Source organism: Streptomyces sp. NPDC107581 (assembly GCF_055657175.1).
This window is the reverse complement of sequence record NZ_JBVKBH010000013.1, coordinates 153,257-174,874: the sequence shown is the minus strand read 5'-3', so window position 1 is coordinate 174,874 and position 21,618 is coordinate 153,257. Positions and strand designations below refer to the sequence as shown.

Sequence of the window (21,618 nt, the reverse complement as noted above, 5' to 3'; positions counted from 1 at the left end):
GAAGAGAGCGCGATACCGGCCGTTTCCAGGCGTTGAAGGGCCCTCGGGTCACAGCGGGGCACGGATGTGCGACGCTTCCAGGCGTGCGTGTCTCTCTCCGTCTGCATGTCCTCGACCGGGTGGCGATCGGGCTGTTGGCGACGGGGCTGGTCTGCGTGGCGACGGGCGTGCTGCCCACCGGCTCGGCGTCCGACGCGATGACCCGCATCGCCCCGCTGCTGGCGTTCCTGGGCACGGTCGTCGTGCTGGCCGAACTGACCAGCAGGGCCGAGGTGTTCGACGTTCTCGCGGCCCGTGTGGCCCGGGCCGGCCGGGGCAGCTACCCGCTGCTGTTCCTGCTCTGCGTGGCCTTCGCCTCGCTCACCACCATCGCCCTGAACCTGGACACCACCGCCGTGCTGCTGACCCCGGTGATGCTGGCGCTCGCGTCCCGGGTGGGCATCGCGCCGGTACCGCTCGCGATGACCACGGTCTGGCTGGCCAACACGGCGAGCCTGCTGCTGCCGGTCTCCAACCTCACGAACCTGCTCGCCGCCAACCGGGTCGCGCTGTCACCGCTGGGGCTGGCGGGACGCATGTGGGTACCGCAACTGGCCGCCATCGCCGTGACAATGGCTTGTCTGTGGCTTTTCTTCTGGCGGCGGGGCAGGCGTGGGGCACCGGAGCAGGCGCCAACGTCGCCCGTGGACGGCCCCCGGCCGGCCGCCGCGCCGGTCTCCGGACCGGGCGCGGCCCGCGCCGACGACGTGCGCGCGGACACCGCTGACCGGTATGTGCCCCCCGGGGTGCACCGCCCCGCCGACCCGGTCCTCTTCCGCGTCTGCGCGCTCGCCTGCGCCGGTTTCCTGCTGGCCATCCTGGTGGCCGACGTACCGCTGTGGATGGCCTCCGCGACGGCCGCTGCGGTGGCGGTGGCGGCGTTCGCGGTACGGCACCGCTCCGCGCTCCGGCCGTCCCTGATCCCCTGGCGGCTGCTCATGATGGTGCCGGGCATGTTCCTCGTGGTCGAGACCGTCGACGCGCACGGTCTGCACGACCTCCTCGCGGCGGCGGTCGGCCACGACGGCGGCACGCTCGGCCTGGTCCGTGCGGCGGCGGTCGGCGGCGGCCTGTCGAACGCCCTCAACAACCTCCCCGTCTACCTGGCCGGGGAGGCCGCCGTCCCGGTCGCCAACCACGACCAGCTCCTCGCCCTGCTGATCGGCACCAACGCGGGCCCGGTGGTGACGCCGTGGGCCTCCCTGGCGACGCTGCTCTGGTACGAGCGCTGTGTGGCGCACGGGGTGCGTGTACCGGTGGCACGCCTGATGGGAACGGGCGCGGTCCTGGCCACGGCGGCGGTGCTGGCGTCGGTGACGGCGCTGGCGCTGACGCGCTAGGTGTGTGTCCCGGGAGGTCGGTTCATGCGGTCCGCCCGGTGATCCGTGAGAAGGCCCCTGGTTCCCGGCTGTCCGTGGCCCGCATGCGACGGTCAGGGGCGCTCGTGGCAGCGCCCCTGACCCGCCCTGCCTTTCCGCGGGGCCGTTGTCCGGTCAGGCTGCGGAGACCGCGCACTGGCCGCGGTCGGCCTTCATGGGGCCGGCGGCGCTGGGCCTGACCTCGAAATCGAAGATGGAGGTGGGGATGTACAGCGAGCAGCAGGCGTTGGGGATGTCCACGATGCCGCTGATGCGTCCCTCTACGGGAGCGGAGCCGATCAGCAGGTAGGCCTGCTCTCCGCTGTAGCCGAACTTCTTGAAGTACTCGACGGCGTTGAGGCAGGCCCGGCGGTAGGCCAGCGTCGCGTCCAGGTAGTAGTTCGTGTCCGTGTCGTGGTCGACGGATATTCCGATGAAGGTGAGGAACTCCGTGTACCTCGGCTCGACGTTGCCCGGTTCGAACACCGGGTTGGTGGAGATGCCGTACTTCTCCATGCCGCCCTTGATCAGGTCGACGTGGAAGTCGATGAAGCCGCCCATCTCGATGGCGCCGCAGAAGGTGATCTCCCCATCGCCCTGGCTGAAGTGCAGGTCACCTCCGGAGAGCTTGGCGCCTTTGACGTGTACGGGGTAGAAGACCCGCGATCCCCGGGTGAAGTTCTTGATGTCGTGGTTGCCTCCGTTCTCCCGGGCCGGCACCGTGCGGGCGCCTTCCTCGCCTATCTGCCGCGCGAGGTCCCCGGTGGCCGTGCCGGCGAGCGCGTTGCTGGCGTCCGGCGGTACGGCGAGCGGCGGGACCCGGTTCGGGTCGGTGTCGATCAGCGCCTTCTCGCGGGCGTTCCAGCGGGCGAGCATCTCGGTGGACGGGGCGGTTCCGAACAGCCCGGGGTGGGTGATTCCGGTGAAGCGGATGCCGGGCAGGTGGCGGGAGACCGCCTGCTGGCCGTGGAAGTCCCATATCGCCTTGTAGGCGTCCGGGAAGTAGTCCGTCAGGAAACCTCCGCCGTTGGCCTTGGCGAAGATGCCGGTGTAACCCCAGCTCTGGCCCGCCGCGTCACCGCTCTGCTGGGGCACGGGGCCGAGGTCGAGGATGTCGACGACGAGCAGGTCGCCGGGTTCGGCGCCTTCCACGCCTATGGGTCCGCTGAGCATGTGCGGGATGGTGAGGTCGATGTCCCGTACGTCGTTGGCGGAGTCGTTGTTGTTGATCTGGCAGTCGGTCCAGTCACGGCATTCCATGCGGAACTCCGCCCCTGGCTTCACCATGACGGCCGTGGGGACGTCCGGATGCCACCTGTTGTGTCCGGGGACGTCCTGATCACGCATGGACTTGGTCTGGTCCACTTTGAAGATGACTTCGGGCATGACAGCCTCTCAATTCCGATCCGGTCAGGACGTTGTGTCCGTACTTCCGGCTGCCCCGGCCGGGGCGGCCTGCCGCGGCTTCCTGGTGAGCGGCCACAGCAGCCCGAACACGACGACGGCAAAGACTCCGAGAGCGATGGCGATCTCCGTGGTGTGCTTCCAGTAGCCGGACAGCAGCAGGGCCGCGGGAATGACACCGGTGACCCAGCCCTCGATCGCCGTCACCCAGCCCACGTAGTCGGTCAACTGCGTCTTCTTCAGGCCGAGCAGCAGGAAGAACAGGAACCACAGGAAGGCCCAGTAGAGCCAGATGACTCCGAACGGGTAATCCTTGAAGAGGTGGAAATTGACGAACGAATACCCCAGGGCCACGATGGCCACAAAGAGGGAGTAGTAGCCGATGCAGTTATTTTCGATCTCGGCGAGCAGGGCAATTCCCACATAGAGGTAGGTGAAACCGAACAGATAGATCCCGGAGGCCGCCAGAATCTTCATGGGGTCATCACCGGCCGTGAAGATGAGGTAGGTCGGCGTCAGTACCTGCAAGGCGCCCACGAAAAGGTTGAAAATCCCTGCGGACTTGCCGTCGACCTTCCCGAGCAGCAACAGCCCGTTGATGAACAGCACCGCACCGACGAAGAGCAGTCCCACGTTACCCACGGAGACGCACCTCCTAGGTTCGAGCGGGGAGGACGTCCGTGTCCGGATGTCGACGCAAAGAAACGTTCTGCCGTGCCGATCAGCCCCTCAGGGCCGCGGCAACCGTGACAGCGCGGGGTGCGGTTTTCTACGCACCCTCCTGCCTGGCGGCACTTCGGACACCACCGCCGGGCTCTCACGGGACTGTTCCTCCCGGGCGTGGAGCGCAGCGACCGAACTCGAGGTCCGTGCGAAACCGGGGGCGGAGTACACACGCCGTCCCGCACCCGCGCAATCAGGGCAGTCCCAGGCTTTGGGTGCCGTGCCGATCGGCAACTGCACTTCGAATGCCCCGCAGCAGCTGCATAGATATTCGTAGGTTGCCATCAGCAGCCTCCGACGCTTCTTTTCTCACTTCCAGGAGACGTCTCGTAAATCTCTGTGTCAAGCCAGAGATGCCGGCCGGCGACGAGTGGAGAAGGCCGCACGAGCGCCACGGAAACATGCCGATAAAATTGGTGTGCGGGCCGTGGCGACGGATTCGCGTCACCGCAGGCTCGGCACCCCGTCACGGGCTCGGGATTCTCGAGGGGAGCGGCGCCGTGGGAGAGGCGCTCAGGCTCAGGGACGCCCGGCGCCGGCACGTGCACGTGTTCACCGTCGTCGCCGTGGGCGGATCGGCGGGCGCCTGCGCGCGGTACGCGGCCGCGTTGCTGTGGCCGGCCGGCGCGGCGGACTTCCCCTGGACCACGCTGTGCGTGAACGCCGTGGGATGCCTGATCATCGGTGCCTTCATGGTGGTGATCACCGAGGCGTGGACCGCGCCGCCGTTGCTGCGCCCGTTCTTCGGCACCGGGGTCCTCGGCGGCTTCACGACCTTCTCGACGTACTGCGCCGACATCGAGCGCCTGGTGCGGGAGGACAGGGCCGGCATCGCCCTGGCCTACCTGGCACTGACCGTGGTCGCGGCGATGACCACCGTGACGATCGGCGTGGCCGGCGCCCGCAGACTCCTCCAAGCGATGAGGGGATGAGGGGATGAGGGGACCGAGATGAGACTCCGAGGACGCGCACTGCATCTGGCGATATTCGTCGACGACACCGACACGTGGCATCACAAGCCCCTGTTCACGGAGATCGTGCACCGTGCCCACCAGGCCGGGCTGGCCGGGGCGACCGTGCTCCGCGGCGTGGAGGGGTTCGGCGCGAGTTCGATCGTCCACACGACACGGCTGCTGTCCATGGCGGAAGACCTGCCGGCGGTGGTCGTCATCGTCGACGAGGAGGAACGGATCCGCACTTTCCTGTCACAGCTGGAGGAGTTGCCCATCGAGGGTCTGATCACCGTGCACGAGGTCGAAGTGGTCCGCTACGCAGGCCGGGAGGCCGAGAGCGAATGAGATTCCTGCTGGTCGCACTCGGCGGCGCCGTCGGTGCCCCCTTGCGGTACCTCACGGACCGGGTGGTCCAGGCCCGTCACGACACCACCTTTCCGTGGGGCACCTTCGCCGCCAATGCCACCGGGTCGATGATTCTGGGCGCGCTGACGGGAGCGGTCCTGGCCGGGGCCGCCTCGCAGAATGTGCAACTCCTCCTGGGCACCGGCCTGTGCGGAGCCCTGACCACGTACTCCACGTTCTCCTACGAGACGCTGATGCTGGCCGAGGCCGGGGCGAGGTTCCTCGCGGCGGTCAACGTGCTCGTCTCGGTCATCGCCGGACTCGGGGCCGTCTTCCTCGGTCTGACCCTGGCGCAGGCCGTGTTCGGATAGGCAGCGGGTGCCCGACGTTCTGCCCGCATGCCTATCCACCCGCATGCCTGTCCAATGGTCCCGTGCCGTTGGCGGGGATTGAAGCGGCGGCACGCACTCGACTAAAATCGGAAGATCCTCGGTGTCCGGCCCGGTTTACCCCTACAGCGGACGCACCGATGGAGGACGGCCATGGCAAAGATTCTTGCGGTGCTCTACCCCGACCCGGTCGGCGGATACCCTCCGGACTACGCCCGTGACGAAATTCCCAGGATCACCGGATATCCGGGCGGACAGACCGCGCCGACCCCGCGAGCCATAGATTTCACCCCGGGCCAGCTCCTCGGCTGTGTCTCGGGCGAGCTGGGACTGCGCACATTTCTCGAGGACCGGGGCGACACCTATGTCGTGACCAGCGACAAGGAAGGGCCCGGCTCCACCCTGGACCGCGAGCTGCCCGATACCGACGTGGTGATCTCGCAGCCCTTCTGGCCCGCTTACCTGACCCCCGAGCGGATCGCCGCCGCTCCCCGCCTCAAACTCGCGATCACCGCGGGCATCGGCTCGGATCACGTCGACCTGCCGAGCGCCATCGACCACGGCATGACGGTGGCGGAGGTGACGTTCAGCAACAGCATCAGCGTCTCCGAGCACGCCGTGATGCAGATCCTCACCCTGGTGCGCGACTACATGCCGGCCCACGAGTGGGTGACCGCCAAGAAGGGCTGGAACATCGCGGACAGCGTCTCCCGCTCCTACGACATCGAGGGCATGGACGTCGGCGTCCTCGGCTCCGGCCGCATCGGCCAGGCGGTACTGCGCCGCCTCAGGCCGTTCGACGTCCGCCTGCACTACCACGACGTGCACCGGCTCCCCGAGGAGGTCGAGGAGGAACTGGGGCTGACCTGGCACCCCGACGCGCGTTCGCTGGCCTCTTCGGTCGACGTGCTGTCGATCCACACTCCGCTGCATCCGCAGACGAAGAACCTCTTCGACGACGACATGATCGGCGCCATGAAGCGGGGCTCCTACATCGTCAACACCGCACGCGCGCTCATCTGCGACCGGGACGCCGTGGTACGCGCGCTCAACAGCGGGCAACTGGCCGGTTACGCCGGTGACGTCTGGTATCCGCAGCCGCCGCCCGCGGACCACCCGTGGCGCACCATGCCGCACGAGGCGATGACACCGCACGTGTCCGGCTCGACCCTCTCGGCACAGGCCCGCTACGCGGCCGGTACCCGGGAGATCCTGGAGTGCTGGTTCGACGGGCGGCCCATCCGCACGGAGTACCTGATCGTCGACGGCGGCGGGCTCGCCGGAGCAGGAGCACGCTCCTACACGGTCGCCGGATAGCGAATAACGCCGGCGGGCGGGAAATCAGCCGGAGATTCACGAAGATCCACCGGGCGAATGGGGCATGGCCTTCGCAACGCGTCGCGCCCACTGCGGTCTGCACCCTTGTGAGGCGATTCACCCCAAAACCACTGGACCGGGCCCAACCGATGCCTTTAGCGTCCTTAAATAGGTTGATTTTTTTCCTTATGCGAAGGCACCGGCGCCGCGCATACCGTCTCGCATACGACCCTGGGTGTACGCCGGGAAGGTGGATCAGTGAGCAGCATGGACGCCGTATGGGTACGGAGCGTGAATGGCATTCAGATGCATCACGTGACCGACCTTCAGGATGCCGGAAGGTTTCTGGGCAACGCAGCGATGGCATTGCGGGCCGCACACGTGAGGACCGGCACCGACCACTACTCCGGCATCGCCGCCGAGCTCAAGGTTCTGATGGAGCGCGTGCGAGAGCTGGAGGACGAGGCGCGGACGAAGATGCACGACCTCCACTCCACCGATCCCGAGCGGTTCGCCCGCTGCCGGGACGGCCACGAGCCCTGGCCCGGCGAGATCCCCGCGGGGTTCATCCCCCGCCACACCTGCCGGGACGAGTGCCTCTACCACGACCACGACGTCCTCGACGCCCTCATGCAGTGCACCTGCGGCCAGCCGCCGTGCCGGGCCTGCGAGATCGGCGGAAAGCTCTGATCCGTTCGTCACGGCAGCCGTGGACGAGCCGGGTTCACAGGTAGTCGTCGTACGGCGAACGGGGCCGGTCGGCGCCCGTGCCGTCGGTGGAGTGCCGCGAGGGGGTGACCCTGCCAGGAGTGGTCAGGCGACGGCGGCGCCACAGCAGGCCGGCGGCGAGGAGGACCAGCAGGGCCGGCGGCAGCACCCACGCAGTGGGCAGGCCCGGTCCGGACCCACCCGATCCGTCGCCGGCCACGGGCTTACCCGGTCCGTCACCGTCACCGTCCTCGGACGTGCCGTGTTCCGCTGCCGCCTGGCGCGGAGTGCCGGAGCCCAGCCAGAGCGGGTCGTCGGCCCCGGCCCCGCCGGCCGGTGTCGTCAGGGAAGCCCCGATGTCCTTCGGCAGATCCGAGTAGCGCTCGGCGAAGGAGCTGTCCGGGAGTTTCCGCAGCGGCACGGAGGTGAGGTCCACGCCCCCGTACACATAGGTGTACGTGTAGATCGTGTTTCCCCTGGTCTCCTTGCGGGTGTAGCGGTAGTCGCCCTTGGTGTACGAGCGGACGTACTGGTCGAAGGTGTCCCTGGGCTTCCAACCGGTCCTGGTCGTCCAGGAGTTGATGTCACCGTGGTCGACGAGATCGCGGTAGGTGGTGTGCCGGGAGACGCTCAGGTCCCGGTACCACTGGGCGGCGACGCGGGAGAGGTGGACGCGGCGCAGGTCGGCGTAGTGCGAGTCGGTGTTCACCAGCCGGGTGAGCCTGGGCAGGATCAGGCTGCGGAAGAGCGACTCGTTGTGCCTGCGGGTCGACTCGTCCTCCTTGGGGCAGTCGCCCAGCTCGCTCTGCCCTTTGGGGAGACGGATGTACTCGGACTCCATCCTGACCCTGAGCGGCGCCTTGAGGATGTACAGCTTGTCACCGTCGACGTGGACGTCGGCCGGGTCGGGCACGATCCACACGCGTGACGACGAGCAGGTGCCCTGCAGCCGGTCGTGGTACTCCTTGCCCAGCTCCGTGGCCGGGTGGATGAGCCGGCCCACGTCCTTCTTCAGCCGCAGGTCCGCCTGGAGCATGACCCGGCCCACGTCCGTACGGCCCATGTCGGCGTCGACGATGCGGTCGGGTTCGGTGGGGTTGAGGTTCACCCAGAACGTCGAGGGGTTCAGCTCCAGCCAGACGAAGAAGGCGTCCGAACTGAGCCGGGCTGCGTTCGTCCCGTCCGTCGGAGAGGTTACGCCGGTGGTGGAGGCGGGGGCCTCGAAGGAGTACTGCAGGCCGCTGCCGTCGCCCGGGTCGGAGAGGTAACGCAGCTGGAGGGCGGAGAAGTCGATGCCGCCGGGTGCCTGGGCGACGGGTCCGGCCAGTGCGCGGCCCAGCCCGCTCGGGGCGGCCCGCTCAGCGGCCTTCGCGTCCGGCTCCCCGCAGTCGGCCGCCACGACGTGGCGGCCCGCCGCTCGTGCGAGGACACCGGAGCCGCCGCCCGTGAGCGGCGCCGCCAGCGGTGTCGCACAGGGTGCCGACGGCGTCTTCCCCCACAGATTCGCCAGCCGTTCCGCCTCCCGCGCCCGCTTGTCCAGCGTCCGCTGCCGCGCGCGTGCCACCGCCTTGGCGTTGCGCTCGCGGTCCGCGTCCGTCATGTTCGCCTCGTGGTCCGCGACCGCGGCGGCGTTGAGGATGCGCTCCCTGCGCTGGTACGAGCCCTCCCCCTGCTTGGTCATCCAGCGCACTTCGGTGTTGGCCGGGATCTTCGGCGCGCATCCGTCGCACGGCGACAGGTCGGAGTACAGGAGGAAGGTACGCGCGGGGTCCGTGACCCCCATGTACGTCAACTCCTGCGAGAAGAAGCGGATTTCGGAGTGCGCCCCGTCGACGTCGCCGGTGGAGGGGTTGTTGAAGGTGGGCACGATCACGAACCGCCCGACCTGCGGACGTCCGGCAAGGCCGAGCGACGTGTACAGCGCGGGGTCGTTCCGCTTCAGCTCCTCGGCCTCGACCACGCGGTAGCCGGTGGTGTCCACCTGGTCGAGGCCGGTGATGTCCACGAACCCGATGGCCAGGTTACGGCCGTAGGCCCGGTCGAGCCCGGCGGTCTTGCGCGCCTTCCACGCCATGTTGCCGACGGGGTCCTGGAACCACCTGGTGATCTGCTTGCCCCGGGGCTTCGGCGCCGGCTGCTTCTGCGCCCTGCCCTGGGCGGCGGTGTCGGCGGCCGCCGCGGGCCGGGCCGCCGCGACTCCCGGCGGCGGCACGGGCGTCAGCGTCAGCGCGACGGCGGTCGCACACGCGGACAGCCCCAGTGCGGCGCGACGTCTGAGAACACGGCATAAGAGTGCGGACAGCATGGGCTGCGGCTCCTTCCCCCGTTCCCGCGATTGTCCCCCTCGGCACCCGGATTCACCGGACGAGGCACCGACATCTTCACAGTGCCGATACAGCTCCGATGAACACCGACCAGGCGCGCGCCGTGAAGACGACCGCGGGACCGGTGGGGTTCTTGCTGTCGCGGACCGGGATGTGGGTGGGGGAAGCGGCGTCGTTCACTTCGAGGCAGTCGCCGCCGCTTTCACCGCTGTACGTCGACTTGCGCCAAGAGGTGACTTCGACGCAGTTGCTGCTGCCCCCTTCGCTGTACGACGACTTGCGCCAGCCGGACAGCACCGAGGCGTCAGGAATGGTGTGCTCGCTGCGCTTCATGTTCGTAATCCTCCGCGACGGACCTCAGCAGGTCCAGGGAACTTCGGTGCGACAGGGCATCGCCCAATGCGTGATCGTAAATCTCCTGGCACTCGCGCACCATGGACGGCAGTTCCATGATCCGCCCGCTCTTCACGCCTTCCGCATAGGCGATGGGCGGAAGGTCTTCGAACCACATGAGGGAGAGGAAGCCCGCCTGTAGGGCATGGGCGCCCAAGGCATACGGGAGCACGTGAACGCGGATACGGCGGCTCGCACCCAACTCTGCGATGTGACGCAGCTGCTCGCACATCACGACCGGCCCGCCGACCACACGCCGAAGCACTGCTTCATCGAGGAGGCAGCAGACCTCGGGTGAGTGGAAGCTGTCGAGAATGCGGGCTCGTTCCAGCCGCGTGGCGACAAGCTCGTCCAGTTCTTCGTCGCTCTTGCGCGGATGGCCGAAGCCCAGGACCTCGTATGCGTACTCCTTGGTCTGCAAGAGCCCCGGCACCACCGCAGGCGCATACTCCCGGATCTCTGTCGCCTTGCCCTCGAACTCCAGCGCATCCTCGAAGTACTCCGCAACCTTCCTGCCATCCAGCGTCGGCAGGAACCGCTCGAAGAACCCGCCCGTGTCCAGCACCTGATCGATCCGCCGCGCATCCTCCACATCCGGCCGTCGGCGCCCCGCCTCGATATGGGCGATGTGTGTGCGGGACATCACGACACGCTGGCTCAGCTCCTCCTGCGTGAGCCCGCCGCCTCCCTCCTCCGCTTCAGCTCCTGCCCGTACTGCTCCCGCGAGCGCGGATTGTCCTCGATGGCCACGTACTCAACTCCCGCAAGTGCGCACTCCGTTGTCACGCTCCGTCATCTACCGAGGTTACCCAGACCCACCTCACTCTGTGTCTGCATCACCACGGAAAGTGAAAGGCGTTGGCATGCAGCAGGACGAGGAAGAGGACATGATCGGCGCGTACCTCACGCTGAGGGTGCCCCGGGACGGGGGCCGGACCTGGGGACCGAGGGTGACGTACCGGCCGCCGAAGGACGCGGCGCCGATGGACCTGTCGGGGCGGTTCCCGCCGTGTGCGTGCCCCCGGTGCCGGGAGAGGACGCGGACGTAGCGACGAGGTCGAGCAGGTACGGCAGCACGTCGGGGCGCCCCGCGACGAAGGAGCGCCCCGTGTCCGGCCCGCTGAAGCCGCCGCCGAACTCGGCGCCGTCCAGGTGCCGCAGGGCCATCCCGGCCTCGCGGGCGAGCAGCGCACCGGCGGGCAGGTCGATGGCCTCGGCGCGGTAGCCGACGAAGCCGTCGATGTCGCCGCGGGCGAGCATGGCCCAGGCGACCAGGGGTGCCCAGAGCTGGAGCAGGCGCCGGGAGCGGAGTTCCAGGGTGTGCTTGAGGGCGCAGGCGGTGGGGTCGTCGCGGGCGACGGCGTGGCCCTGGGTCCAGGCGAGGAGCGGTCCGGCCGCGGGGAGCGGCCGTTCGCGGGCGGGGGCGGCGAGCCGGCCGCCGGGTCCGTGCGCGCCTGCGCCGCGCAGGGCGGACCAGGTGCGGCCGGTCATGGGGTCGTGGACGACGCCCACGACGGGGACGTCGTCCACGCACAGGGCGATGCCGACGACGTAGACGGGCAGGCCGATGACCACGTTGTTGCTGCCGTCGAGCGGGTCGACCAGCCAGGTGCGGCCGCTGCCGTCACCGGCGCCGTCGTGTGCGCCGGACTCCTCGGCGAGGATGCGGTCGTGCGGGAAGCGGTGGCGGATGCGGCCGACGACGAGTTGTTCGGCCAGGAGGTCCAAGTCGGTGACGACGTCGCCGAGCCGGCCCTTGGGACGGGCCGAGAAGCCGTCCGGGAAGCGGGACCGCAGGAGTGCTCCGGCCTCCTCCGCGGCGGCGACCGCCGTGCGGTGCTCGGGGGCGAAACCGGCCGGCGGGAGGGAGGGGTCAGGGTTCGGGCTCATGGATCCTCCTGAGGGCGGCCCGAGCGATCCGGGCGGTCTCGGTCGCGTCGCAGGTCCGGCGGACCATGCGGTGGCCCGGGGCCGACAGCGGGCCCAGGGACAGGTCCACCCGGCCGGGCAGGGTCCGTCCCAGCACCAGGGTGGCGGTGGGGCGGCCGTCCGGCACCGTGGTGGTGTGGAATTCACCCGCCGGGAGGGCGTAGGTCTGGCCGCGCCGGCTGGTCTGTTCCGCGCCGGGCAGACAGCGCACGAGCCGCTCGGTGGGACGGACGCGGTCGACGCCGGAGGGGTCGCTGAGCACCTCGAACACGCGGTGGGTGGGTTCCCCGGCCGTGTCGTCGACGTCCATGCGCCGGTTGCCGAGGCGGCCGTACAGGACCGTACTGGTCAGGTCCCAGCTGTGGCAGTGCACTTGGGGCACCGCTTCGGCGGGCTCGGCCCCGAAGGCCCCGAAGGCCCCGAAGACATGGACGCAGACCCCGTCGTCACCGTCGCGCAGGATCGGCAGACAGGCGAACCCCAGGGGGTGGTGCACCGCGCTCAGGGGGCGGCGGCCCGAGACGATCCGGTGCAGTTCGGACGCGGCGTGCCGCGTCAGCTCGGCGGTGGCGTGCCGCCGGGCGGCCCGTTCCAGGGCCGGGTAGTCCATCGTGTCCCCCTTGGCCGGAACACGGCGCTCACCCGCGGTAGGGGTTCTCCGCGCGCAGCGCCTTGTCGATGATGTCGCCGACGTCACGGTCGGTGAAGCTGGACGACAGCGGCAGGCCGAGCCGGTCGAGCAGTCGTCTCACCTCGTCGACGGTCGGCTCGTCACTCAGCGGGACGGCCTCCCGCAGGTCGAGCTTGACCGCCTGCTCCCTGTTCTGGTGCAGCTCGGTGACGTAGTAGTCGTACAGCGGCCGGTCCCGCTCGACGTACAGGCTGACCCGGCGCGGGTCGTCCTGGGTGATGATCAGGCAGGTGTCGGAGAGGTCGAAGCGCAGGGCCGGGGCCACCGAGGAGAGGTGGACGTCGATCTCCAGGGTGTCCAGCCGCTGCCGGTGCCAGACGGCGGCGACCACGGTGGCGTACGACTCCTTACGGGTGCGCTCGGTGGTCCACCGGGCGAAGTCGCCGCCGTGGTCCTGGCCGAAGGTGCGGCGGAACCGAGCGTAGGCGGCGCAGGCCTGGTCGTCGGCCGGGTTGACGATGTCGATCTTCATGCTGAGGGAGCGGCGCTGCCGCTGCGCCTCCAGGACGCACTCCGGCAGGGTGACGGCCCGCAGGTAGGTGCCGGTGCCGCCCTTGAACACCCAGCGGGCGGTGTTCCGCCGGGCCCGCTCGTGCGCCAGCGCCACCTCCGCCCCGGCCAGGGTCCGCACCATGGCCAGGTCCTCGATGGCGCGGCTGGTCCCCTCGGTCGCCCGGTGGATGTCGGCCACCCGGCGTCTGCGTTCGGTCAGGGAGCCGAAGACGAGCCCGGCGAGGACCAGCAGGGTGGCGCCGGAGACGATGTTGGAGTCCATGTTCTGGTTCAGGACGTCCATGATCCCGACCACCAGGGCGACACCGATGGCGACGACCCCGTCCGCGTTCCTGACCGCCCAGGCGATCGAGTCCTCCAGCCGGTGCCCGGCCCCCTCCGTTGTCCTGCGCGTCACGTCCACCCTCCCCCGACGGTGGCTTCCATCGTAGGAGGAACGGCACGCCCGCAGCCATGCCTCAATCGGCCTTAGCGGCCGGCGGCCTGGACGGACGTGTGCGCCCCGCAGGGACGGGATGTCCCGCGCGGTGCGAGGACGCGCCGGAGCCAGCGGGTGCGGGCGTCGCGGGCCTCCTGGCTGAGAGCCGCCCGTGGTGCGAAGGTGTCGAAGCCGTGGCACGCGCCGGGCCATACGTGCAGTTCGGCCTGGCCGCCTGCCTGCCAGAGCGCCTGGGCGTAGGCCACGTCCTCGTCCCTGAGGGTCTCGGCCGACCCGACGTCGATGTAGGCCGGGGGCAGCCCGGACAGATCCGTGGCGCGGGCGGGAGCCGCGTACGGCGGCAGGTCCGCGGCGCCGTACCGGTCGCCCAACAGGGCCTGCCAAGCGGTGGCGTTGGAGATCCGGTCCCAGGTGTCGAGGCCGGCCATCTGGTGGCTGGAGTCGGTGTCGCCGCGGTCGTCGAGCATCGGGCACAGGAGCAGCTGCCCGACGGGGGCGGGGCCGCCGCGGTCACGGGTGAGCAGGGCGAGTGCCGCGGCGAGTCCGCCACCGGCGCTCTTCCCCCCGATGACGACACGGTCCGCGTCGACTCCGAGTCGGGCCGTGTGTTCCGCCACCCAGACGAACCCGGCGTAGCAGTCCTCCACCGGTCCGGGGTACCGCACCCGCGGCGCCAACCGGTACTCGACGCTGACGACGGCCAGCCCCAGCGGGAGGGCCCATTCGCGCAGCAGCCGCGGCAGGACGGACCACGCATTGCCCGTGATCATTCCGCCGCCGTGCATGTAGTACAGCAGCGGCAGCGGCCCGGCGATCCCGGCGGGCCGTGCGCTCACGAGCGTGACGTCCGGCGCGCCCGCGGCGCCCGGCACCCGCAGCTCATCCACCTCGAACCGGCCGCCGGCCCGGAGATCCGCGAGCCTCGGCCGGGGCCGGGCCGCGGCGTCCCGCGCCTGCCGGACCGCGAGGTTCTCCGGCGTGAACGGCTCCCTCACCCCGTCCCCCGACTCGGCCAGCACCGCACTCAGTTCGGGGTCGAGAGGGGGCGCACCGCCGGCCGTCCGCGCGAGGTCCATGCGGGTAGTCAATCACCTGCCGGGCCGGAGGCGGTGACCGCTAGTGGGTGAAGTCGATCGGGCCGGAGCGGTCGACGAAACGCCCCGAGCCGGCGCCGGGCCCTTCGGTCGCGAGACGTACGACCGCGTCGGTGCCTTCGGTGACGGTCTGGAAACCCCTGTGGGCGTTGAGGTCGGTCGCCGTGTAGCCGGGGTCGACGGCGTTGACGCGGATGTCCTTGAAGGCCTTGGCGTACTGGGTGGTCAGCATCGTCAGGGCCGCCTTCGAGGCGGTGTAGAGCGGCGAGATCACCGTGGACTCGACCCGCGACGGGTCGTGGGTGATGGCGAGCGAGCCCAGTCCGCTGCTGACGTTGATGATGACCGGGTCCGCCGAGCGGCGCAGCAGCGGCAGGAAGGCGGTAGTCGTCCTGATCGCGCCGAAGAGGTTGACGTCGAACACGCCGATCGCGTCCGCGCCGGTCAGCTCGCCGGGGTCGACGTGCCGACCGGTGACGCCGGCGTTGTTGACCAGAACGTCGATCACGCCTTCGTGCGCGGCGACGTCGGCCGCCGCGGCTGCGACGGAGGCGTCGTCGGTGACATCGATCGGGACGAACCGCGCGCCCAGCGCGGCGGCTGCGGCAGCGCCCCGCTCCGGATCGCGGGCCCCCACGATCACGGTGTGCCCGAGTGCGACGAGACGGCGGGCGGTCTCGTAGCCGAGTCCCTTGTTGGCTCCGGTGATGAACGTGGTCGTCATGTATGCGATCGTCCTCGGCTCAGCGGATCCGTGCCAGGGACTGCCGGGCCGCAGGAACGGCAGTCCCGGGTTCGAGCCGGATCCGCGCCGAGGACTCCTGGGCCGCGGGAAGAGGCGTCATGGGGAGGGCGGCGCCGCGTGGAGGGGCGGCGCCGCGGCCGGTGCCATCCGGCGTGCCGGTGCCATCCGGCGTGCCGGTGCCATCCGGCGTGCCGGTGCTATTCGGCGTGCTCCCCTGCCGTGACCGGCTCGGCGAGACCTGCCGTCCACTTCTCCTCGATACGGCCGAACTTCCACACCAGCAGGGCGACCGCCCACGTGGCGAAGAACAGCCCGACGATGACGTAACCGATGATGTTCAGGTCCAGGCCGGAGACCCAGTCCCAGAACGCCCCGTGCAGGTCCGCCTTCTCGGCGATCAGGCCCAGCAGTTCGACGGTGCCGATGATGAGGGCGACGGCCACGGACAGGCCGGTGATGGTGAGGTTGTAGTAGACCTTGCGGACCGGCTTGGAGAAGGCCCAGCCGTAGGCGAAGTTCATGAACGAGCCGTCGATGGTGTCCAGGAGCGACATGCCGGCCGCGAACAGGATCGGCAGGCACAGGATGGCGTACCAGGGCAGGCCGGAGGCGGCGCCGGAACCGGCGAGCACGAGGAGCGCGATCTCGGTCGCCGTGTCGAAGCCGAGGCCGAACAGGACGCCCAGGGGGTACATCTGCCACGGCTTGGTGATCGACTTCATCACGCGGCCGAGGAGCCGGTTCATGAAGCCGCGGTTGTTGAGCTGCTCCTCCAGGGCCGCCTCGTCGAAGTGGCCGGAGCGCATCTCACGGAAGACCTTCCAGATCCCGGCCATGATCACCAGGTTGATGATCGCGATGACGTAGAGGAAGGTGCCGGAGACGGTCGTCCCGATCCAGCCGGTGACGCTGTGCAGCTGGGAGTCGTCGTTCTCGACCGGCCCCGCCAGCGACTTGACGCCGAGGGAGAGCAGGAAGGCGAGGGCGAAGACGATGGTGGAGTGGCCGAGGGAGAACCAGAAGCCGACCGACATCGGCCGCTGCCCCTCGTTCATCAGCTTCCGGGTGGTGTTGTCGATGGCGGCGATGTGGTCGGCGTCGAAGGCGTGCCGCATGCCGAGGGTGTAGGCGGTGATGCCGATGCCGATGCCGAAGGTCTTGGTGCCCAGGCTGTAGTGCTCCGGGGCGACGATCGCGACCAGGATGAACCAGCCGATGACGTGCAGCGCCAGGATGAAGGCGGCCATACCGCCCACGCGTGCCCATTCCCTGCGGGTCATCGACGTACGTATGCGGTGCCACGAGATGCCGCGGGCGGCGGCCGGAGCGGTCGGCCGGGCGGAGGCGGAATCAGGAGCGGTGGTCATGGGGCGTGACCCTTACTTTTCGGCTAGCGGCTGTTTTCAGCCGCGCCTTCTAGGTTTCTGCGAATTGGTTGCAGCTACAAGATGGCCGCAGCAAAGGCCATGTCAGGTTTCGGTCAATGGCTCGAAAAGACTGCTGCTCAAGGCGGGCGCACGGATCGAGCCGGAACACCTGCTCGGGATCGGGCACGGCGCGCACACCCTTGAGGACGGCCGGCCCGGGGGCGCCGCCGGACCGAGGGCGAGGGTGCTCTGCGGACCGCGGGCGTAGGAGCCGACGCCTGGGGGGGGGGACAGGTGCGCACTCCACCGGGCGGCGACTCGCACGCCCGTGCTCGGTTCACAGTCCGGCTGCGCTTATTGCACCATGGCCGCCGGGATGGCCGGGACCGCTGGGATGGCCGGGACCGCTGGGGCATCGGGGACCCGCTAGGTCATCCGGGGCATCCGGGTCTGCACGGGCGACGAGCTTCTCAGCCTGCGCGCCCGCCCGCCGTCCATGGCCGCACCGGCACGGCCGGGCGGCTCGGCGCCGGGACGCGCGGGGTCACAGGGGCTGGATCCGTGCGTGCAGGAGACAGAATTCATTGCCCTCGGGGTCGGCCAGGACGTGCCAGGTCTCGGTACCGGTCTGGCCGACGTCGGCGGGCCTGGCGCCGAGAGCGAGCAGCCGCTCCAGCTCGGCGTCCTGGTCGCGGTCGGTGGCGTTGACGTCGATGTGCAGCCGGAGCTTCCCGGCCCGCGGGACGCTGCTGGGGCTGAGGACGAGGGTGGGCTGCGGGCCTCCGAAGCCGGCGTCGGGCGGCCCGATCTCGATGCTTCCGTCGTCTTCCCGGCCGAGTTCGACGTAGCCGAGGACCTCGCTCCAGAACGCGGCGAGCCGGCCCGGGTCGGCAGCGTCGATGACCAGCTCACTGATGCGGCATGCCATGCCCGTCAGTGTACGGAGACAACCCGGGGGCCGACCGCCGTCCGCGGCAGGGCGTCCGACGACGCGGAATCCCCGGCACCGATCACCGTCCTGGCAGGATGGCGGCATGGAACGTGTGCTTGGAATCGGTGGATACTTCATGCGGGCCGCCGACCCGGCGGCCCTGACCGCGTGGTACCGCGACTGCCTGGGCCTGGACGTCGATGAGAACGGCCTGTGGCGTCAGGAAGCCGGGCCCACGGTGTTCGCGACGTTCGAGTCCGAGACCGACTACTTCGGGTCCCGCGCCCAGCAGACCATGCTCAACTTCCGGGTCCGCGACCTGGATGCGATGCTCGCGCAATTGCGCGCCAAGGGAGCGGACGTGGCCGAGGAGACGCAGGACATGGAGGGTGTCGGCCGCTTCGGCTGGGTCACCGATCCCGAGGGCCACCGGATCGAACTGTGGCAGCCCGCCTGACCACGCCTCCAAGCAGCCGGTGAGGCGCCGACGGCCCACCGGGCGACCGATGGTCCGACGGTCCCTCTCCTGTGCCGAGCGGAACCCCTCGTCACAACGTCTCCCGGCGCCCCTACAAGCCCACGATCTTGTTCCACCGCTTGGCGAACTCCACCCGTTCCGTCGACGTGATGTCGCGGGCGATCGCGAGCCGCTTGCGCATCGTGGTGTCGGGGAAGATCAGCGGGTTGTCGGCCAGGGCTGCCGTGTCCTTGTCCTTGGAGGCGGCCAGCACCTCCTTGGCCGCCGGGACCGGGCAGACGTAGTTGACCCAGGCGGCGAGCTTCGCGGCGACCTCCGGCTCGTAGTAGTAGTCGATCAGCCGCTCGGCGTTGGCCTTGTGGCGGGCCCGGTTGGGGATCATCAGGGAGTCCGACCACAGCTCGGCGCCCTCCTCGGGCACGAGGAAGCGGATGTCGGGGTTGTCCGCCTGGAGCTGAATGACGTCCCCGGAGTAGGCCTGACAGGCCAGGACATCGCCGCTGACCAGGTCCTTGGTGTAGTCGTTGCCGGTGAAGCGGCGGATCTGGCCCCGCTGGACCTCCCGCTCCACCTGGTCGCAGACCCGGTGGAAGTCGTCCGCCGTCCACCGGGTGATGTCCACGCCGTTGCCCTGCATCAGCAGCGCGAACGCCTCGTCGAGTCCGGACAGCAGCGTCACCCGCCCCTTGAGGTCGCTCGCCCAGAGGTCCTTCACATGCCGGATGTCGCGGCCCAGCTTGCGGCGGTTGTACGCGATCCCGGTGATGCCCGACTGCCACGGCATCGTGTACCGGCGGCCCGGGTCGAAGCCGGGCGAGCGGAGCAACGGGTCCAGGTACTTCGCCACGTTCGGCTGCCGGGCGCGGTCCATCCGCTGCACCCAGCCGAGCCGCACGAACCGCGCGCACATCCAGTCGCTGACGACGATCAGATCGCGGCCGGTCGACTGGTGGTTCATCAGCGCGGGGCTGATCTTGCCGAAGAACTCGTCGTTGTCGTTGATCTCCTCGGTGTAGTCGACGGAGATGCCGGTGCGCTTCTCGAAGGCGTCCAGCGTGGGCCGCTTGTTCGGGTTCTTGTCATCGGTGTCGATGTACAACGGCCAGTTCGCCCAGGTCAGCTTCCGGTCGGCGGCGGACTCGTCGGGTACGGCACGGTCACCGGGCTTGACGTAGGCGGCGGGCACCCCGCAGCCGGCCAGTGCGCCGAGCGCGGCGGTGCCGCCGAGCGCGCGCAACAGGGAACGGCGGGAGACGGAACGCGGAAGCGAGGATGTCTGGGGCACTACGGCAGCATGCCTCGGTGCCCCGCGCACGGACAATCGACGCTGCGTCGAGCCCACCGGGCGGGATCCGACACCTTGTCGATCAGCGATGGCCCGTCGGTCGGCGCGATGGCCCGTCGGCAGCGGCGACGGCGGCGGTGACGCCCCGCGCCCGCTGCGGGGCGACAGTGTGTCGACGGCGGAGTTTGTCGGCCGCCGACGGCGCGGCACGGTGGCGGCGCAGGCGCGGCAGACGGAGCGGCCCCCGGACGGGGAGGTGTCCCGTCCGGGGGCCGAGGTCCCTGGTGCCTTTGGCGTCCCTGGTGTCCCTGGTTTCCCTGGGGTCCCTGCTGCGGACGAGCCGCACGAGGCCCCTGACGCCCCTGAGGCCCCTGAGGCCCCTGAGGCCCCTGAGGCCCCTGAGGCCCCTGAGGCCCCTGAGGCCCCTGAGGCCGACGATCCCCGCACGAGGTATCTGAAACCCCTGCTGCGGACGAGCCGCACGAGATCTCCGGGGCCCTAGAGGCCCTTGAGGCGGACGAGCCGCACGAGGCCCTGAGGCCCGTCCCTGAGGCCGGTCCCTGAGGCCCCGGTGCGGCTGAGCCCTCCGCGGTTTACGCGTCCAGCGACGTCATCACGTGCTTGATGCGCGTGTAGTCCTCGAACCCGTACGCCGACAGGTCCTTGCCGTAGCCGGACTTCTTGAAGCCGCCGTGGGGCATCTCGGCGACCAGCGGGATGTGGGTGTTGATCCACACACAGCCGAAGTCGAGCTTCTTGGACATGCGCATCGCGCGGCCGTGGTCCTTGGTCCACACCGAGGAGGCGAGGGCGTACTCGACGCCGTTGGCCCACTCGACGGCCTGGTCCTCGTCCGAGAAGGACTGCACGGTGATGACCGGGCCGAAGACCTCGTTCTGGACGATCTCGTCGTCCTGGTTGAGCCCGGAGACGACGGTCGGGGCGTAGAAGTAGCCCTTGTCGCCGACCCGCTGGCCGCCCGCCTCGACCTTGGCGTGGGCGGGCAGGCGCTCGATGAAGCCGGCGACCTGCTTGAGCTGGTTCGGGTTGTTCAGCGGGCCGAACAGGACGTCCTCGTCGTCCGGCTGCCCGGTCTTGGTCTCGGCGGCAGCCTTGGCGAGCGCGGCCACGAACTCGTCGTGGATGGACTCCTGGACCAGCACCCGGGTGGCGGCCGTGCAGTCCTGGCCGGCGTTGAAGAAGCCGGCGACCGAGATGTCCTCGACGGCCTTGGCGATGTCGGTGTCCTCGAAGACGACGACCGGAGCCTTGCCGCCCAGCTCCAGGTGGACCCGCTTGAGGTCCTTGGAGGCGGACTCGGCGACGGACATGCCGGCGCGTACGGAGCCGGTGATGGAGGCCATCGCCGGGACGTCGTGCTCGACCATCGCGCGGCCGGTGTCACGGTCGCCGCAGATGACGTTGAAGACGCCCTTGGGCAGGATCGAGCCGATGATGTCGGCGATCAGGACGGTGGAGGCGGGGGTCGTGTCCGAGGGCTTGAGGACGACCGTGTTGCCCGCCGCGATCGCCGGGGCGAACTTCCACACGGCCATCATCATCGGGTAGTTCCACGGGGCGACCTGCGCGCAGACGCCGACCGGCTCACGACGGATGATCGAGGTCATCCCGTCCATGTACTCGCCGGCGCTGCGCCCCTCCAGCAGCCGGGCCGCACCCGCGAAGAAGCGGATCTGGTCGACCATCGGCGGGATCTCCTCGGAGCGGGTCAGCCCGACGGGCTTGCCCGTGTTCTCCACCTCGGCCGCGATCAGTTCCTCGGCGCGCTCCTCGAACGCGTCGGCGATCTTCAGGAGGGCCTTCTGCCGCTCGGCCGGGGTCGTGTCGCGCCAGGCCGGGAAGGCCGCCGCGGCCGCCTCCATCGCGGCGTCCACGTCCGACGCCCCGGACAGCGGAGCGGTGGCGTACGCCTCGCCCGTCGCGGGGTTGACCACCTCGGTGGTCCGTCCGTCGGCGGCGTCCCGGAACTCACCGTCGATGTAGTTGCGCAGACGACGCAGCTCGGTGCTCACTGCCGGCCTCCTGATCTGGTTCGAGGGTTCAAGCTGTGCAGCTCGTCCAGCCTGTACGGCTGTCCAATCACTGAGACACCCACCCTAGTCGCCGGACCCACGTTTTCAACACCCCCATCGCCACCACTTCTGCGAAATCCGCAAGTCTCGGACGTGCAAA

At 69.7% G+C, this 21,618-nt stretch carries 22 protein-coding genes; 7 read left to right on the top strand and 15 right to left on the bottom strand.

Annotated features, from left to right (window positions below):
- Nucleotides 1-83 precede the first annotated feature (83 nt).
- Complete coding sequence (locus ACZ7P3_RS30040; protein ID WP_472086387.1) at nucleotides 84-1,379, top strand: SLC13 family permease; 1,296 nt, start codon at nucleotides 84-86, stop codon at nucleotides 1,377-1,379.
- 153 nt (nucleotides 1,380-1,532) lie between these two features.
- On the opposite strand, the gene fmdA is transcribed toward ACZ7P3_RS30040, so the two are convergent.
- From fmdA to ACZ7P3_RS30025, 3 genes are all read right to left on the bottom strand, one after another.
- Nucleotides 1,533-2,783 (bottom strand): formamidase, encoded by a 1,251-nt coding sequence (gene fmdA, locus ACZ7P3_RS30035; protein WP_472086386.1) that lies wholly within the window; start codon nucleotides 2,781-2,783, stop codon nucleotides 1,533-1,535.
- Nucleotides 2,784-2,807: 24 nt separating this feature from the next.
- On the bottom strand, nucleotides 2,808-3,443 hold the full coding sequence (locus tag ACZ7P3_RS30030; RefSeq protein ID WP_472086385.1) for an AmiS/UreI family transporter: 636 nt from the start codon (nucleotides 3,441-3,443) through the stop codon (nucleotides 2,808-2,810).
- Nucleotides 3,444-3,530: 87 nt separating this feature from the next.
- Nucleotides 3,531-3,809 carry an FmdB family zinc ribbon protein gene (locus ACZ7P3_RS30025; protein ID WP_472086384.1) on the bottom strand — a complete coding sequence of 93 codons (279 nt, stop codon included), beginning with the start codon at nucleotides 3,807-3,809 and terminating at the stop codon, nucleotides 3,531-3,533.
- Between the two features lie 215 nt (nucleotides 3,810-4,024).
- On the opposite strand from ACZ7P3_RS30025, the gene crcB (ACZ7P3_RS30020) reads away from it, so the two are divergent.
- The 5 genes from crcB (ACZ7P3_RS30020) to ACZ7P3_RS30000 all read left to right on the top strand — a co-directional run bounded on the left by crcB (ACZ7P3_RS30020) (nucleotide 4,025) and on the right by ACZ7P3_RS30000 (nucleotide 7,218).
- A complete protein-coding gene (gene crcB, locus ACZ7P3_RS30020; RefSeq protein WP_472086382.1) occupies nucleotides 4,025-4,456 on the top strand; it encodes a fluoride efflux transporter CrcB in 432 nt (143 codons plus the stop codon).
- Nucleotides 4,457-4,474: 18 nt separating this feature from the next.
- On the top strand, nucleotides 4,475-4,822 hold the full coding sequence (locus tag ACZ7P3_RS30015) for a DUF190 domain-containing protein (protein ID WP_472086381.1): 348 nt from the start codon (nucleotides 4,475-4,477) through the stop codon (nucleotides 4,820-4,822).
- Nucleotides 4,819-5,193, top strand: a complete 375-nt coding sequence (gene crcB / locus ACZ7P3_RS30010) for a fluoride efflux transporter CrcB (RefSeq protein ID WP_472086379.1) — start codon at nucleotides 4,819-4,821, stop codon at nucleotides 5,191-5,193. The genes ACZ7P3_RS30015 and crcB (ACZ7P3_RS30010) overlap by 4 nt, the downstream gene beginning before the upstream one ends.
- 171 nt (nucleotides 5,194-5,364) lie before the next feature.
- Complete coding sequence (locus tag ACZ7P3_RS30005; RefSeq protein ID WP_472086378.1) at nucleotides 5,365-6,528, top strand: NAD-dependent formate dehydrogenase; 1,164 nt, start codon at nucleotides 5,365-5,367, stop codon at nucleotides 6,526-6,528.
- Nucleotides 6,529-6,795: 267 nt separating this feature from the next.
- Nucleotides 6,796-7,218, top strand: coding sequence for a hypothetical protein (locus tag ACZ7P3_RS30000; RefSeq protein WP_472086500.1), 423 nt, complete (start codon nucleotides 6,796-6,798; stop codon nucleotides 7,216-7,218).
- A gap of 34 nt (nucleotides 7,219-7,252) precedes the next feature.
- Here the strand turns inward: ACZ7P3_RS30000 and ACZ7P3_RS29995 are convergent, their stop codons facing one another.
- The 10 genes from ACZ7P3_RS29995 to ACZ7P3_RS29950 all read right to left on the bottom strand — a co-directional run bounded on the left by ACZ7P3_RS29995 (nucleotide 7,253) and on the right by ACZ7P3_RS29950 (nucleotide 17,659).
- Entirely contained in the window at nucleotides 7,253-9,541 is a 2,289-nt protein-coding gene (locus ACZ7P3_RS29995) for a hypothetical protein (RefSeq protein WP_472086376.1), read from the bottom strand.
- 76 nt (nucleotides 9,542-9,617) lie between these two features.
- A complete protein-coding gene (locus ACZ7P3_RS29990) occupies nucleotides 9,618-9,893 on the bottom strand; it encodes a DUF397 domain-containing protein (RefSeq protein WP_472086374.1) in 276 nt (91 codons plus the stop codon).
- A complete protein-coding gene (locus ACZ7P3_RS29985) occupies nucleotides 9,865-10,596 on the bottom strand; it encodes a Scr1 family TA system antitoxin-like transcriptional regulator (protein WP_472086373.1) in 732 nt (243 codons plus the stop codon). The genes ACZ7P3_RS29990 and ACZ7P3_RS29985 overlap by 29 nt, the downstream gene beginning before the upstream one ends.
- A gap of 260 nt (nucleotides 10,597-10,856) precedes the next feature.
- Nucleotides 10,857-11,843: an inositol monophosphatase family protein gene (locus ACZ7P3_RS29980; protein ID WP_472086371.1), complete on the bottom strand. Its 987-nt coding sequence runs from the start codon at nucleotides 11,841-11,843 to the stop codon at nucleotides 10,857-10,859.
- Nucleotides 11,827-12,492, bottom strand: coding sequence for a hypothetical protein (locus tag ACZ7P3_RS29975; RefSeq protein WP_472086369.1), 666 nt, complete (start codon nucleotides 12,490-12,492; stop codon nucleotides 11,827-11,829). Before ACZ7P3_RS29975 ends, ACZ7P3_RS29980 begins: the two co-directional genes overlap by 17 nt.
- A gap of 28 nt (nucleotides 12,493-12,520) precedes the next feature.
- Nucleotides 12,521-13,483, bottom strand: coding sequence for a hypothetical protein (locus ACZ7P3_RS29970; protein WP_472086368.1), 963 nt, complete (start codon nucleotides 13,481-13,483; stop codon nucleotides 12,521-12,523).
- Nucleotides 13,484-13,554: 71 nt separating this feature from the next.
- Complete coding sequence (locus ACZ7P3_RS29965; protein ID WP_472086366.1) at nucleotides 13,555-14,601, bottom strand: alpha/beta hydrolase; 1,047 nt, start codon at nucleotides 14,599-14,601, stop codon at nucleotides 13,555-13,557.
- A 40-nt stretch (nucleotides 14,602-14,641) separates the two neighbouring features.
- On the bottom strand, nucleotides 14,642-15,343 hold the full coding sequence (locus tag ACZ7P3_RS29960) for an SDR family NAD(P)-dependent oxidoreductase (RefSeq protein WP_472086365.1): 702 nt from the start codon (nucleotides 15,341-15,343) through the stop codon (nucleotides 14,642-14,644).
- A 218-nt stretch (nucleotides 15,344-15,561) separates the two neighbouring features.
- Entirely contained in the window at nucleotides 15,562-16,731 is a 1,170-nt protein-coding gene (gene nicT / locus ACZ7P3_RS29955) for a Nickel transporter NicT (RefSeq protein WP_472086363.1), read from the bottom strand.
- Nucleotides 16,732-17,275: 544 nt separating this feature from the next.
- Nucleotides 17,276-17,659, bottom strand: a complete 384-nt coding sequence (locus tag ACZ7P3_RS29950; protein ID WP_472086361.1) for a VOC family protein — start codon at nucleotides 17,657-17,659, stop codon at nucleotides 17,276-17,278.
- 106 nt (nucleotides 17,660-17,765) lie between these two features.
- Between ACZ7P3_RS29950 and ACZ7P3_RS29945 the strand changes: the two genes are divergently transcribed.
- Nucleotides 17,766-18,119 (top strand): VOC family protein, encoded by a 354-nt coding sequence (locus ACZ7P3_RS29945; protein ID WP_472086360.1) that lies wholly within the window; start codon nucleotides 17,766-17,768, stop codon nucleotides 18,117-18,119.
- A gap of 112 nt (nucleotides 18,120-18,231) precedes the next feature.
- Here the strand turns inward: ACZ7P3_RS29945 and ACZ7P3_RS29940 are convergent, their stop codons facing one another.
- On the bottom strand, nucleotides 18,232-19,425 hold the full coding sequence (locus ACZ7P3_RS29940) for an extracellular solute-binding protein (protein ID WP_472086359.1): 1,194 nt from the start codon (nucleotides 19,423-19,425) through the stop codon (nucleotides 18,232-18,234).
- Between the two features lie 593 nt (nucleotides 19,426-20,018).
- Complete coding sequence (locus tag ACZ7P3_RS29935) at nucleotides 20,019-21,458, bottom strand: gamma-aminobutyraldehyde dehydrogenase (protein ID WP_472086357.1); 1,440 nt, start codon at nucleotides 21,456-21,458, stop codon at nucleotides 20,019-20,021.
- Between the last annotated feature and the right edge of the window lie 160 nt (nucleotides 21,459-21,618).

Coding starts and splice junctions, on each gene's coding strand:
- ACZ7P3_RS30005 (WP_472086378.1), top strand. CDS start 5,365: ATGGCAAAGATTCTTGCGGTGCTCTACCCCGACCCGGTCGGCGGATAC.
- ACZ7P3_RS30000 (WP_472086500.1), top strand. CDS start 6,796: ATGGACGCCGTATGGGTACGGAGCGTGAATGGCATTCAGATGCATCAC.
- ACZ7P3_RS29950 (WP_472086361.1), bottom strand. CDS start 17,659: ATGGCATGCCGCATCAGTGAGCTGGTCATCGACGCTGCCGACCCGGGC.
- ACZ7P3_RS29965 (WP_472086366.1), bottom strand. CDS start 14,601: ATGGACCTCGCGCGGACGGCCGGCGGTGCGCCCCCTCTCGACCCCGAA.
- ACZ7P3_RS30015 (WP_472086381.1), top strand. CDS start 4,475: ATGAGACTCCGAGGACGCGCACTGCATCTGGCGATATTCGTCGACGAC.
- ACZ7P3_RS29975 (WP_472086369.1), bottom strand. CDS start 12,492: ATGGACTACCCGGCCCTGGAACGGGCCGCCCGGCGGCACGCCACCGCC.
- ACZ7P3_RS29960 (WP_472086365.1), bottom strand. CDS start 15,343: ATGACGACCACGTTCATCACCGGAGCCAACAAGGGACTCGGCTACGAG.
- ACZ7P3_RS30025 (WP_472086384.1), bottom strand. CDS start 3,809: ATGGCAACCTACGAATATCTATGCAGCTGCTGCGGGGCATTCGAAGTG.
- ACZ7P3_RS29995 (WP_472086376.1), bottom strand. CDS start 9,541: ATGCTGTCCGCACTCTTATGCCGTGTTCTCAGACGTCGCGCCGCACTG.
- ACZ7P3_RS29945 (WP_472086360.1), top strand. CDS start 17,766: ATGGAACGTGTGCTTGGAATCGGTGGATACTTCATGCGGGCCGCCGAC.
- ACZ7P3_RS29990 (WP_472086374.1), bottom strand. CDS start 9,893: ATGAAGCGCAGCGAGCACACCATTCCTGACGCCTCGGTGCTGTCCGGC.
- nicT (WP_472086363.1), bottom strand. CDS start 16,731: ATGACCACCGCTCCTGATTCCGCCTCCGCCCGGCCGACCGCTCCGGCC.
- ACZ7P3_RS29985 (WP_472086373.1), bottom strand. CDS start 10,596: ATGTCCCGCACACACATCGCCCATATCGAGGCGGGGCGCCGACGGCCG.
- ACZ7P3_RS29980 (WP_472086371.1), bottom strand. CDS start 11,843: ATGAGCCCGAACCCTGACCCCTCCCTCCCGCCGGCCGGTTTCGCCCCC.
- fmdA (WP_472086386.1), bottom strand. CDS start 2,783: ATGCCCGAAGTCATCTTCAAAGTGGACCAGACCAAGTCCATGCGTGAT.
- crcB (WP_472086379.1), top strand. CDS start 4,819: ATGAGATTCCTGCTGGTCGCACTCGGCGGCGCCGTCGGTGCCCCCTTG.